Source organism: Angustibacter sp. Root456, assembly GCF_001426435.1.
GTDB lineage: Bacteria > Actinomycetota > Actinomycetes > Actinomycetales > Angustibacteraceae > Angustibacter.
In genome coordinates this window covers 264,543-277,400 of the sequence record NZ_LMER01000014.1, presented here as the reverse complement: position 1 = coordinate 277,400, position 12,858 = coordinate 264,543, and the positions used below count along the sequence as shown (strand labels likewise).

The following is a 12,858-nucleotide window of genomic DNA, read 5'->3' as shown; positions in this document are numbered from 1 at the left end:
CTGAGCGTCCTCGACGACATCATCGCCGGCGTACGCGAGGACCTCGCCGTGCGCGAGGTGCGGACGCCGCTGGCCGAGTTGCAGCGCCGCGTCGAGCGACTCGATTCCGCGCGCGACGCGTACGCCGCGCTGAGCGCCGACGGCGGCGTGAAGGTCATCGCCGAGGTCAAGCGGTCGAGCCCCAGCAAGGGCGCCCTCGCGGCGATCGGTGACCCGGCCGGTCTGGCCACCGACTACGCCGCCGGGGGAGCGAGCGTCATCAGCGTCCTGACCGAGCAGCGTCGCTTCGGTGGCACCCTAGACGACCTCGACGCGGTGCGCCGCGCCGTCAGCACACCCTTGCTGCGCAAGGACTTCATCGTGTCGAGCTACCAGCTGTGGGAGACGCGCGCGCACGGGGCCGACGTCGTCCTGCTCATCGTCGCCGCCCTGGAGCAGCACGTCCTGGAGTCCCTGCACGAGCGTGCCCTGTCGTTGGGGCTCACGCCGCTGGTGGAGGTGCACGACGAGGACGAGGTCGACCGTGCGGTAGCGGTAGGGGCGAGGGTGATCGGTGTCAACACGCGCGACCTGCGCACGCTGGAGGTCGACCGCACCACCTTCGCGCGCCTGGCGCCGCGCATCCCCGACGGCGTGGTGAAGGTGGCCGAGTCCGGCGTCCGCGGGCCGCACGACGTCCTGGAGTACGCGCGGCACGGAGCCGACGCGGTGCTCGTGGGCGNNCCCCTCGTCGCGTCCCAGCCGGTGACCGTCCGGTGATGGTGGGCTGAGACACTTTCGCCATGACGTCGACGGACCCCGCAACCGCGCCCGGGCCGGGGCGCTTCGGCCCCTACGGCGGCCGGTACGTACCTGAGGCGCTCGTGGCGGCGCTCGATGAGCTGGACGCGGCGTTCCGCACGGCGTCCACCGATCCGGAGTTCCAGCGCGAGCTCGACTTCCTGCACCGCACGTACTCCGGCCGGCCGAGCCTGCTCACCGAGGCCGAGCGGTTCGCCGCTCACGCCGGTGGCGCCCGGGTGCTGCTGAAGCGCGAGGACCTCAACCACACCGGCTCGCACAAGATCAACAACGTGCTCGGTCAGGCGCTGCTCACCAAGCGGATGGGCAAGTCACGCATCATCGCCGAGACCGGCGCCGGCCAGCACGGCGTCGCCTCCGCCACGGCCGCAGCCCTCATGGGCCTGGAGTGCACGGTCTACATGGGCGAGGAAGACACCCGCCGCCAGGCCCTGAACGTCGCGCGCATGCGGCTGCTGGGCGCCACCGTGGTTCCGGTGACCACCGGCTCGCGCACGCTCAAGGACGCCATGAACGAGGCGATGCGCGACTGGGTCACCAACGTCGACGACACCCACTACCTGATCGGGACGGTCGCCGGGCCGCACCCGTTCCCGACCATGGTGCGCGAGTTCCACCGGGTCATCGGTGACGAGGCGCGGGCCCAGGTGCTCGAGCTGGTCGGCCGCCTGCCCGACGCCGTGCTCGCCTGCGTCGGGGGCGGGTCGAACGCCATCGGCATCTTCTCGGCCTTCATCGACGACGTCGGCGTGCGGCTCGTGGGCCTCGAGGCCGGCGGCGAGGGCCTGAGCAGCGGGCGTCATGCCGCGAGCATCACCGGCGGCTCGTCGGGCGTGCTGCACGGTGCGCGGTCGTACATCCTGCAGGACGACGACGGCCAGACCGTCGAGAGCCACTCGATCTCGGCGGGTCTGGACTACCCGGGCGTCGGGCCGGAGCACGCCTGGCTGCACGACACCGGCCGCGCGACCTACGAGCCGGTCACCGACGCCGAGGCGATGGACGCCTTCCGGCTGCTGTGCCGCACCGAGGGCATCATCCCGGCCATCGAGAGCTCGCACGCCCTGGCCGGCGCTCTGCGCCTCGGCCGCGAGCTCGGCCCTGAGGCCGTGCTCCTCGTCAACCTCTCCGGACGCGGAGACAAGGACGTCGACACCGCGGCCCGCTGGTTCGGCCTGGTCGACGGCGACGACCTCGTGGAGGCCGAGCAGCTCAAGGCCCGCGAGCCGGTGCAGGACGCCGAGGGGAGCGGCTGGTGAGCGCGGTGAGCGCGGTGAGCGCGGCCCTGGAGAAGGCGCGGGCCGAGGGTCGCGCCGCGCTGGTGGCGTACCTGCCGGTGGGCTACCCAGACGTCGAGACGTCCGTCGAGGCCGTGCGGGTCATGGTGCGGGCCGGTGCTGACGTCGTCGAGGTGGGCGTGCCGTACAGCGACCCGCTCATGGACGGCCCGGTCATCCAGCGCGCCGTCGATGCCGCCCTGCGCGGCGGTGCCCGCACGCGCGACGTGTTCGCAGCCGTCAGTGCCGTGGCCGACGAAGGTGCCGCGGCTCTGGTGATGACGTACTGGAACCTCGTCGACCACTACGGCGTCGACCGGTTTGCCGCCGACCTCGCGGCCGCCGGTGGGTCCGGGCTGATCACCCCTGACCTCATCCCCGACGAGGCGGCCGACTGGCTGGCCGCCGCCGACGAGCACGATCTCGACCGGGTGTTCCTCGTGGCTCCCAGCTCCACCGACGAGCGGCTGCGCTCGACGACGGCCGCTTGCCGCGGCTTCGTGTACGCCGCCAGCACCATGGGGGTGACCGGTGCGCGGGCCGCGGTGGGCGGGGGAGCGCGTGGCCTGGTCGAACGCATCCGCGCGGTGTCCGACGTCCCGGTGTGCGTGGGCCTCGGGGTGTCGAACGCAGAGCAGGCCGCCGAGGTGGCCGGCTTCGCCGACGGCGTCATCGTCGGCTCGGCCCTCGTGCGTTGCCTCGCTGATGCCCCCGACCGCGAGTCCGGCCTCGCTGCGCTCGAGCGGCTGACCCGCGAGCTGGCCGCCGGGGTCCGCGCGTGACTACCGGGGTGGCCACTCTCGCGGCAGCCCTGCCGGCGACCATCCCGAGCCCGTCGCAAGGCGTCTGGCATGTCGGGCCGCTGCCCATCCGCGCCTACGCGCTGTGCATCCTGCTCGGGATCGTGCTGGCGGTGACGATCGCGGCTCGTCGCTGGCGGGCCCGGGGCGGCCCCGAGGGCGCGGTGCTCGACATCTCGGCGTGGGCGGTGCCCTTCGGCATCATCGGGGCGCGGATCTACCACCTGGTGACGTCGTGGCAGCCGTACTTCGGTGAGGGCGGCCACCCGCTCGACGCGTTGAAGATCTGGAACGGCGGCCTCGGCATCTGGGGCGCCGTGGCAGGCGGGGCGCTCGGCGCCTACATCGCGTGCCGCCGCCTCGACGTGTCGTTCCTCATGTTCGCCGACTCCGCGGCGCCTGGAGTGGCGGTCGCGCAGGCGGCCGGCCGCGTCGGCAACTACTTCAACAACGAGATCTACGGCGGGCCGACCGACCTGCCCTGGGGACTGCGCGTCTACCAGTGGGACACCGTGCACGGGCGCGCTGTCACCGACGCAGCCGGTCAGCCGATCCACCTGCCGGGGGCTTACCACCCGACGTTCCTCTACGAGTCGTTGTGGTGCTTGCTCGTGGCGGCCGTCGTGGTGCTGCTCGACCGGCGGTACGGCCTCGACCGGGGCCGCACCTTCGCGCTCTACGTGATGCTCTACACGATCGGCCGGTTCGGCATCGAGACGCTACGCACCGACGCGGCGAACCTCATCCTCGGGCACCGGGTCAACGAGTGGGTGAGCATCCTCGTCTTCTTGGGGGCGCTCGCCGGTTTTCTGGTCGCGAGCCGCGCTGCCCGCCGCAAGTCTCATCATGTGGACACAGATTCCGCGACTCAAGACGTGTAACGGGGCCGAAACGTCGGTTACAGTGGGCTCGTCCGCGGGCCAACGCCGTCCACGCGGGCAGCCGCAGGCTGGGTGACGGTCGGCGGCATCGTGCGTCTCTCTCGCCCCCGGGCGACCCCACGATGAGGACGGTGAGCCCATGGGCATCAGCAGCTTCTCCGCTCGCCCCGCGGCGACGGGGCTGTACGACGGTCGACACGAGCACGACGCGTGCGGTGTGGCGTTCGTGGCCACGATGCGCGGGCGTGCCGGGCACGACGTCGTCGAGCAGGCGCTGACGGCCCTGCGCAACCTCGACCACCGTGGAGCCACTGGGGCCGACCCGTCCGTCGGGGACGGCGCGGGCATCCTCACCCAGGTGCCCGACGCGTTCCTGCGGGAGGTCGTCGACTTCGACCTACCCGCGGCCGGCGCCTACGCGGTGGGCACCGCGTTCCTGCCAGTGGAGGAGGCCGCTCAGACCGACGCGGTGCGCCGCCTGGAGCAGCTCGCGGCCGAGGAGGGACTCGCGGTGCTGGGCTGGCGGGACGTGCCGGTCTCGACCGAGCTGGTCGGCGACGTCGCGCGGGCGTGCATGCCGGCGTTCCGTCAGCTCTTCGTCGCGGCTGCGGGCAGCCGGGTGGTCGGCTTGGGGCTCGAGCGACTGGCCTACGTCCTGCGCAAGCGCGCCGAGCACGAGCTGGACGTCTACTTCCCTTCGCTGTCGTCGCGCACGCTGGTCTACAAGGGCATGCTCACCACCGGCCAGCTCGAGCCGTTCTTCCCTGACCTGTCCGACCGCCGGTTCGCCACCGAGCTGGCGCTGGTTCACTCGCGCTTCTCCACCAACACCTTCCCCTCGTGGCCGCTCGCCCACCCGTTCAGGCTGATCGCGCACAACGGCGAGATCAACACGGTGCAGGGCAACCGGAACTGGATGGCCGCGCGCGAGAGCCAGGTGCACAGCGACGTCATCCCGGGCGACATCTCGCGGCTGTTCCCCATCTGCTCGCCGGGAGCGAGCGACTCGGCGTCCTTCGACGAGGTGCTCGAGCTGCTGCACCTGTCGGGACGCTCGCTGCCGCACGCCGTGCTGATGATGATTCCCGAGGCGTGGGAGAACCACGCCGAGATGGACCCTGCGCGGCGGGCGTTCTACGAGTTCCACTCGACGTTCATGGAGCCGTGGGACGGCCCGGCCTGCGTCACGTTCACCGACGGCAAGCTCATCGGGGCGGTGCTCGACCGCAACGGCCTGCGTCCTGCGCGGTACTGGGTCACCGCCGAGGGGCTGGTCGTGCTGGCGTCCGAGGTGGGCGTCCTGGACATCGAGCCAGCCGACGTCGTGCGCAAGGGGCGGCTGCAGCCCGGGCGGATGTTCCTCGTCGACACCGAGGCCGGCCGGCTGGTCGGGGACGACGAGATCAAGTCCGAGCTCGCGGCCGAGAACCCCTACGAGGAGTGGCTGCACGCCGGGCTGATCCACCTCGCCGACCTGCCCGAGCGTGAGCACATCGTGCACACCCCGGCGTCCGTCGAGCGCCGCCAGCGGACCTTCGGCTACACCGAGGAGGAGCTGCGGGTGCTGGTGTCGCCGATGGCGCGCACCGGCGCCGAGCCCATCGGCTCCATGGGCACCGACTCGCCCATCGCGGTGCTGTCGCAGCGGCCGCGGCTGCTCTTCGACTACTTCACCCAGCTGTTCGCGCAGGTGACGAACCCACCGCTCGACGCCATCCGCGAGGAGCTCGTCACCTCGCTCGGCACCGTCATCGGCCCGGAGGGCAACGCCCTGACAGCGACCCCGGCACACTGCCGGCAGGTGGTGCTCCCCTTCCCGGTCATCGACAACGACGAGCTGGCCAAGATCGTCCACATCAACGCCGACGGCGACCTGCCCGGCTACGCCACCACCGTCGTGCGCGGTCTGTACGACGTGAGCGGCGGCGCGAAGGCGTTGCGGCGCAGGCTGGATGAGATCTTCGAGGAGGTCTCGGACGCCATCGACCGTGGCGCGCGCTTCGTGGTGCTGTCCGACCGCGATTCCGGGCGCGACCTCGCGCCGATCCCGTCGTTGCTGCTGACGTCGGCGGTGCACCACCACCTCATCCGGTCCAAGACGCGCACCCAGGTGGGCCTGCTGGTCGAGGCCGGTGACGTTCGCGAGGTGCACCACGTCGCGCTGCTCATCGGGTACGGCGCCGCGGCGGTCAACCCCTATCTGGCCATGGAGTCCGCTGAGGACCTCGCTCGCCGTGGCGTGCTCGGTGACGTCTCGGCCGACGTCGCGGTGAAGCACCTCATCAAGGCGCTCGGCAAGGGCGTGCTGAAGGTCATGTCGAAGATGGGCATCTCCACGGTCGCGTCGTACCGCGGCGCGCAGGTGTTCGAGGCGATCGGCCTGTCTCAGGACCTCGTCGACCAGCACTTCACCGGCACGACCAGCCAGCTGGGTGGCGTCGGCCTCGAGGTCCTGGCGGAGGAGGTCGCTCGGCGGCACGCCAACGCCTACCCGCGGGACGGCGTCCGGCCGGCTCACCGCCGCCTCGACGTCGGCGGCGAGTACCAGTGGCGGCGCGAGGGCGAGCCGCACCTGTTCGACCCCGAGACGGTGTTCCGCCTGCAGCACGCCACGCGGGCCCGGCGCTACGACGTCTTCCGGCAGTACACCCAGCGGGTCGATGACCAGTCCGAGCGCCTGATGACGCTGCGCGGCCTGCTGCGCCTGCGCGCTGACGGCGCCGAACGCTCCGACGGCTCGTCGCGGGCCATCCCGATCGAGGAGGTCGAGCCCGTCAGCTCGATCGTCAAGCGGTTCTCCACCGGCGCCATGAGCTACGGCTCGATCAGCCAGGAGGCCCACGAGACGCTCGCCGTCGCGATGAACCGTCTCGGTGCGCGGTCGAACACCGGTGAGGGCGGCGAGGACCCCGATCGGCTGCTGGATCCGGTGCGCCGCAGCGCGATCAAGCAGGTGGCGTCCGGTCGGTTCGGCGTCACGAGCCTGTACCTCACGAACGCCGACGACATCCAGATCAAGATGGCCCAGGGGGCCAAGCCGGGCGAGGGCGGCCAGCTCCCGGCGCACAAGGTCTACCCCTGGGTCGCGCGCACGCGGCACTCGACGCCGGGCGTCGGCCTCATCTCACCGCCGCCGCACCACGACATCTACTCGATCGAGGACCTCGCCCAGCTGATCCACGACCTCAAGAACGCCAACCCAGCAGCGCGAGTGCACGTCAAGCTCGTCTCCGAGGTGGGCGTCGGCACGGTGGCCGCCGGTGTGAGCAAGGCGCACGCCGACGTCGTCCTCATCTCGGGGCACGACGGCGGCACGGGTGCCTCACCGCTGACGAGCCTCAAGCACGCCGGGGCGCCCTGGGAGCTGGGGCTCGCCGAAGCGCAGCAGACGTTGCTGCTGAACGGTTTGCGCGACCGGATCGTGGTGCAGGTCGATGGCCAGCTCAAGACCGGCCGCGACGTCGTCATCGCGGCCCTGCTCGGCGGCGAGGAGTTCGGTTTCGCGACCGCGCCCCTGGTCGTCAGCGGCTGCGTCATGATGCGCGTCTGCCACCTCGACACGTGCCCGGTGGGCATCGCGACCCAGAACCCCGAGCTGCGCGCGCGCTTCAGTGGCAAGCCGGAGTTCGTCGAGACGTTCTTCGAGTACATCGCCGAGGAGGTGCGCGAGTACCTCGCTTCGCTGGGCCTGCGCAGCCTCGACGAGGCGGTCGGTCGCGTCGACCTGCTCGACACGCGCGACGCCGTGGCGTACTGGAAGGCCTCGGGCCTCGACCTCAGCCCGGTGCTGTCGGCGCCCGAGCTGCCCGCCGGGGCGTCCCTGCGACAGCGGACGGCCCAGGACCACGCCCTGGAGAAGGCGCTCGACCACACCCTCATCTCGATGAGCAGTGACGCGCTCGAACGGGCCGAGCCGGTGCGGATCTCGCTGCCCGTGCGCAACGTCAACCGCACCGTCGGCACGATGCTCGGCCACGAGGTGACCCGGCGGTACCCACAGGGGCTCGCCGACGACACGATCGACGTCACCCTCACGGGTTCGGCTGGCCAGTCGCTCGGAGCGTTCGTGCCCCGGGGGATCACGCTGCGGCTGTTCGGTGACACCAACGACTACCTCGGCAAGGGGCTGTCAGGTGGCCGGCTCGTCGTCCGGCCCGACCGGTCGTCGTCGCTGGTGGCCGAGCAGAACGTCGTGGCCGGCAACGTCGTGGGCTACGGCGCAACCTCCGGCGAGATCTACGTGCGGGGCCAAGCCGGAGAACGCTTCTGCGTCCGCAACTCCGGCGCGACGGCCGTCGTCGAGGGCGTCGGTGACCACGCGCTCGAGTACATGACGGGCGGCACGGTCGTCATCCTCGGCCCCACGGGCCGCAACGTCGCCGCCGGGATGTCCGGCGGTACGGCGTACGTGCTCGACCTCGCGACGGCTCGAGTCAACCCCGGCGCGCTCTCGACCGGCGAGCTGGAGCTCGGTCAGCTCGACGACAGCGACGCCGAGACGCTGCGGCAGCTGGTCTCGCGGCACCGCGACGAGACAGGGTCCGCGGTCGCCAAGGCGCTGCTCGACGACTGGGACGGCGCCCGCGCGCGCTTCACCAAGCTCGTGCCGCGCGACTACCGCATCGTCGTCGAGGTTCGCGACGGCGCTGTCGCAGAGGGCCTCGACCCCGACAGCAGCGAGGTCTGGACTCGCATCACGGAGGCGTCCCATGGCTGATCCTCGAGGCTTCCTGAAGACCCGCGAGCGGGAGCTGCCTGCGCGCCGACCGGTGCCGGTGCGGCTCATGGACTGGCGTGAGGTCTACGAGGCGCAGCAGTCGGGGGAGCTGCAGCGGCAGGCTGGGCGCTGCATGGACTGCGGCATCCCGTTCTGCCACCAGGGCTGCCCGCTCGGCAACCTCATCCCCGAGTGGAACGACCTGACCTGGCGCGACGACTGGCGCGAGGCCATCGAGCGCCTGCACGCGACGAACAACTTCCCCGAGTTCACCGGTCGGCTCTGCCCGGCGCCGTGCGAGAGCGCGTGCGTCCTGGGCATCAACCAGCCGCCGGTGACCATCAAGCAGGTGGAGGTGTCGATCGTCGAGCGCGCGTTCGAGGCGGGTGGCGTGCAGCCGCAGCCGCCGGAGCGGTTGACGGGCAAGACGGTGGCCGTCGTCGGCAGCGGCCCGGCCGGCCTCGCCGTCGCCCAGCAGCTCACCCGCGCGGGCCACACCGTTGCGGTCTACGAGCGGGCTGACCGCATCGGGGGCCTGCTGCGCTACGGCATCCCCGAGTTCAAGATGGAGAAGGCCGTGCTCGACCGCCGCCTGGCTCAGATGGAGGCCGAAGGCACGCGCTTTCGCCCTGGCGTCGCGGTCGGCGACGACATCACCGGCCGCCAGCTGCGCGACCGCTACGACGCCGTGGTGCTGGCTACGGGGTCGACCGTGCCCCGCGACCTCCCGGCGCCCGGCCGCGAGCTCGCCGGGATCATGCAGGCGATGGAGTACCTGCCGCCGGCCAACCGCGCCGCCCTCGGTGAGCCAAGCCCCGATCTCGTGAGCGCCGAGGGACGCGATGTCGTCATCATCGGCGGCGGAGACACCGGCGCCGACTGTCTCGGGACGGCGTTGCGGCAGAAGGCGCGCAGCGTCACCCAGCTCGAGATCATGCCGCGCCCCCCGGACGAACGCAGCGGGTCGATGCCGTGGCCGACGTACCCGATGATCTTCCGCGTGGCGAGCGCCCACGAAGAGGGTGGCGAGCGCGTCTACGCCGTGAGCACCAGTGAGTTCCTCGGCGACGACGAGGGCCGGGTGCGCGCGCTTCGGCTGCAGGAGGTCGAGCTCGCCGGCGGCCGCATCACGCCGGTCGAGGGTTCCGAGCGGGAGATCCCCGCTCAGCTGGTGCTGCTGGCCATGGGCTTCACGGGTCCGGAGCCCGACGGCGTCGTGGCCCAGCTCGGCGTCGGGCTCGACGAGCGCGGCAACGTGCGACGCGATGACCACTTCGCGACGACCGAGCGCGGCGTGTTCGTGGCGGGCGACGCCGGTCGCGGCCAGTCGCTCATCGTCTGGGCCATCGCCGAGGGGCGCGCGTGCGCCGCGGCGGTCGACCGGTATCTCACGGGTGGGACGAACCTGCCGAGTCCCATCCGCCCGACGGACCGGCCGCTCGCCGTCTGAGCCGAGGCCGGGACGCGTCACTCGAGATGCGTCCCGGCGTCGCCCGGGTGAGGGTTGAACCGACAACCACGCTCACTCGAGGAGGACGGCATGGCGAAGAAGGTCGCGTTCCTGGTCGCTGGCGAGGGCATCGAGCAGGTCGAGCTCACCGAGCCCTGGAAGGCCGTCGAGGAGGCCGGTGCCCGGCCGGTGCTCGTGTCGCCCGAGGAAGGGCGCGTGCAGGCGTTCAACCACCTCGACAAGGCCGACACCTTCGAGGTCGACCTCACCGTCGCGAAGGCCCGGGTCGACGACTTCGACGTGCTCGTGTTGCCCGGCGGTGTAGCCAACCCGGACGCCCTGCGCACGAACGACTCCGCCGTCTCGTTCGTCAGGGCGTTCGTGGAGTCGGGCAAGCCGGTGGCGGCGATCTGCCACGCTCCGTGGACGCTCGTCGAGGCGGACGCCGTCCGCGGCCGGACCTTGACCTCGTGGCCGAGCCTGCAGACCGACCTGCGCAACGCCGGCGCCACCTGGGTCGACGAGGAGCTCGTCGTGTGCGAGCAGGGTCCGGGCCCGCTGGTGACCAGCCGCAAGCCCGACGACCTGCCGGCGTTCACCAAGGCGTTGGGGGAGTACCTGTAAGCGGGGCGACTGCCACGTCCATCCAGTGGGCAAGCGGTTACAGCCGGGGCCGGGCGAGGGATAGGGTCTGATCCATGCGTCGTGCGAAGATCGTCTGTACCCTCGGCCCGGCCACCTCCACCCCAGAGCGCATTCGCGAGCTGGTCGAGGCGGGCATGGACGTCGCCCGGCTTAACCTCAGCCACGGCAGCTACGCCGACCACGAGAAGGTCTACCGCATGGTCCGCGAGGCCAGCGACACCGTGGGGCGCAGCGTCGCGGTGCTGGTCGATCTGCAAGGGCCGAAGATCCGCGTCGGCAACTTCGCGTCCGGCCCGGTGCAGCTGGCGGCCGGCGACGTCTTCCGGATCACCACCGACGACGTGCCTGGCGACCGCGACATCGTCTCGACGACGTACCCAGGCCTTCCCGGTGACGTGCGCCCCGGTGACCGCATCCTCATCGACGACGGCAAGGTCGCCGTGGAAGTCACCGACGTCGACGCGACGACCGTCACGACGCGCGTCATCGAGGGTGGCACGGTCTCCAACCACAAGGGGCTCAACCTGCCCGGCGTCGCCGTGAGCGTGCCGGCGATGTCGGACAAGGACGAGCAGGACCTGCGGTGGGGGCTGCACCTACGCGCAGACTTCATCGCGCTGTCGTTCGTGCGCAGCGCCGCCGACGCCGACCAGGTGCGCCGGGTGATGGCCGAGGAGGGCGTCCAGCTGCCGGTGCTCGCCAAGATCGAGAAGCCGCAGGCGGTCGAGAACCTGCACGAGATCGTGAACGTCTTCGACGGGATCATGGTCGCGCGCGGCGACCTCGGGGTCGAGCTGCCGCTCGAGGAGGTGCCGCTGGTGCAGAAGGTCGCCGTCGAGCTGGCCCGCCGCAACGCCAAGCCCGTGATCGTGGCGACGCAGGTGCTCGAGTCCATGATCGACAACTCGCGGCCGACGCGCGCCGAGGCCTCGGACGCCGCTAACGCCGTGCTGGACGGCGCCGACGCCCTCATGCTGTCGGGGGAGACCAGCGTCGGGAAGTACCCCGTCGAGGCGGTCCGCACCATGGCCCGGATCATCGAGAACACCGAAGAGCACGGGCTCGAGCGCATCGCACCGCTCGGCACCAAGCCGCGCACCAAGGGCGGTGCGATCACGGCGGCCGCCGCCATGGTGGGGGAGCAGCTCGGCGTGAGGTACCTCGTGACGTTCACCCAGGGAGGCGACTCGGCGCGGCGCATGGCACGCCTGCGTTCGCCCATCAAGCACCTGGTGTTCACCCCCGAGCCCGTGGTGCGCTCGCAGCTGTCGCTGACCTGGGGCATCGAGACGTTCCTGACGCCGACGGTCAAGCACACCGACGACATGGTGGTGCAGGTCGACCAGCTGCTGCTCGAGCACGGTCGCGCCCACCAGGGCGACCTCGTCGTCATGGTGGCCGGCTCACCCCCCGGCATCCCCGGATCGACGAACGCCCTGCGCGTGCACCGGATCGGCGAGCGGGACGCCGGACCGCTCGACGACTGACGCCAGGGCCGCGCCGGGTGCGCAGCGGGATCAGGACTTGGGGCCGACGACCTCGTCGAGCCGCGCCACCGTCGCGCGTCTGGCGACGGAGACGTTCCAGCGGCTCGACCGCCGGTGCGGTACGCCGAGCAGGTCGAGCCCCCACTCGCACAGGGGGAGGATGTCCTGCGAACGGTTCGAGAAGAAGTAGCGCGGATACGCGTAGTGCCTGCGCTCCCCGGCGACCTCGCGCGTGACGCGGTTCGTCACCCGGCAGCCGTCGGAGTGGAACAGGCCGCGGACGAAGCGCTCGGGATGGCGCTCGACGACTCCCGCTGCCACGGCTCGAGGACGATCGGCCGCTCGTGCTTTCGCCCCGGCCCGTGCTGCGGGAACAAGCACGGCCAGTGCTTGGAGTAGGACGTCACGTGCACGCACCCCGGTGCCGGGTTACGCGACACGGAGTTCGGCATCACCGCGCGCATGGATTCCACGCATTCGTCAAGCAGAGTGGCGTACGTTTCGTCGCAGGCGATGCGCAGCGCGAAGACGGACTTGCGATGCTCGCTGAGGCAGCCGTCGCCGAGGTAGAGGCCCAACAGATGCGCGTACGCCCCGGCGTCGAGCTCGCGGTCACGCGGGCAGGTCGCTCGCGCCGCTACCCGTGGCGAGTACGCGCCAGCGTTGCGCACCCAACCGCGCAGGGTCGCTCGCGAGACCCCCAGCGCCACGCTCGTTGCGTTGAGCGAGCTTCCGCGGCGCAGCAGGGCGAGGGCGGCGGCACGCGTCGCTGGCGGGTACATGCACTGAGGGTGACGGAG

General features: G+C 71.5%; 8 protein-coding genes and 2 pseudogenes. 8 read left to right on the top strand and 2 right to left on the bottom strand.

What is annotated here, in order from left to right:
* The 8 genes and pseudogenes from trpC to pyk all read left to right on the top strand — a co-directional run.
* Positions 1-721: pseudogene (gene trpC, locus ASD06_RS06455) on the top strand (indole-3-glycerol phosphate synthase TrpC); the annotation flags it as partial.
* 61 nt (positions 722-782) lie between these two features.
* The gene (gene trpB, locus ASD06_RS06450; protein ID WP_056674665.1) at positions 783-2,060 is read left to right on the top strand and encodes a tryptophan synthase subunit beta; all 1,278 of its coding nucleotides are present in this window, start codon (positions 783-785) and stop codon (positions 2,058-2,060) included.
* 5 nt (positions 2,061-2,065) lie between these two features.
* A complete protein-coding gene (trpA, locus tag ASD06_RS06445; protein ID WP_056675099.1) occupies positions 2,066-2,860 on the top strand; it encodes a tryptophan synthase subunit alpha in 795 nt (264 codons plus the stop codon).
* Positions 2,861-2,868: 8 nt separating this feature from the next.
* Positions 2,869-3,705: pseudogene (gene lgt / locus ASD06_RS06440) on the top strand (prolipoprotein diacylglyceryl transferase); the annotation flags it as partial.
* 193 nt (positions 3,706-3,898) lie between these two features.
* Positions 3,899-8,476: a glutamate synthase large subunit gene (gene gltB / locus ASD06_RS06435; protein ID WP_056674663.1), complete on the top strand. Its 4,578-nt coding sequence runs from the start codon at positions 3,899-3,901 to the stop codon at positions 8,474-8,476.
* Positions 8,469-9,926 (top strand): glutamate synthase subunit beta, encoded by a 1,458-nt coding sequence (locus tag ASD06_RS06430; protein WP_056674662.1) that lies wholly within the window; start codon positions 8,469-8,471, stop codon positions 9,924-9,926. Before gltB ends, ASD06_RS06430 begins: the two co-directional genes overlap by 8 nt.
* A 90-nt stretch (positions 9,927-10,016) precedes the next feature.
* Entirely contained in the window at positions 10,017-10,550 is a 534-nt protein-coding gene (locus ASD06_RS06425) for a type 1 glutamine amidotransferase domain-containing protein (RefSeq protein WP_056674661.1), read from the top strand.
* A gap of 74 nt (positions 10,551-10,624) precedes the next feature.
* Positions 10,625-12,058 carry a pyruvate kinase gene (gene pyk, locus ASD06_RS06420; RefSeq protein WP_056674660.1) on the top strand — a complete coding sequence of 478 codons (1,434 nt, stop codon included), beginning with the start codon at positions 10,625-10,627 and terminating at the stop codon, positions 12,056-12,058.
* A gap of 30 nt (positions 12,059-12,088) precedes the next feature.
* On the opposite strand, the gene ASD06_RS19305 is transcribed toward pyk, so the two are convergent.
* Positions 12,089-12,307 (bottom strand): hypothetical protein, encoded by a 219-nt coding sequence (locus ASD06_RS19305; protein WP_200941917.1) that lies wholly within the window; start codon positions 12,305-12,307, stop codon positions 12,089-12,091.
* Positions 12,304-12,840 carry a hypothetical protein gene (locus ASD06_RS06415; RefSeq protein ID WP_200941916.1) on the bottom strand — a complete coding sequence of 179 codons (537 nt, stop codon included), beginning with the start codon at positions 12,838-12,840 and terminating at the stop codon, positions 12,304-12,306. Before ASD06_RS06415 ends, ASD06_RS19305 begins: the two co-directional genes overlap by 4 nt.
* Positions 12,841-12,858: the final 18 nt, after the last annotated feature.

What these genes read in the sequence shown, in the direction of transcription:
- trpB (WP_056674665.1), top strand. Translation starts at nt 783, where the DNA reads ATGACGTCGACGGACCCCGCAACCGCGCCCGGGCCGGGGCGCTTCGGC.
- gltB (WP_056674663.1), top strand. Translation starts at nt 3,899, where the DNA reads ATGGGCATCAGCAGCTTCTCCGCTCGCCCCGCGGCGACGGGGCTGTAC.
- ASD06_RS06430 (WP_056674662.1), top strand. Translation starts at nt 8,469, where the DNA reads ATGGCTGATCCTCGAGGCTTCCTGAAGACCCGCGAGCGGGAGCTGCCT.
- ASD06_RS06425 (WP_056674661.1), top strand. Translation starts at nt 10,017, where the DNA reads ATGGCGAAGAAGGTCGCGTTCCTGGTCGCTGGCGAGGGCATCGAGCAG.
- pyk (WP_056674660.1), top strand. Translation starts at nt 10,625, where the DNA reads ATGCGTCGTGCGAAGATCGTCTGTACCCTCGGCCCGGCCACCTCCACC.
- ASD06_RS06415 (WP_200941916.1), bottom strand. Translation starts at nt 12,840, where the DNA reads ATGTACCCGCCAGCGACGCGTGCCGCCGCCCTCGCCCTGCTGCGCCGC.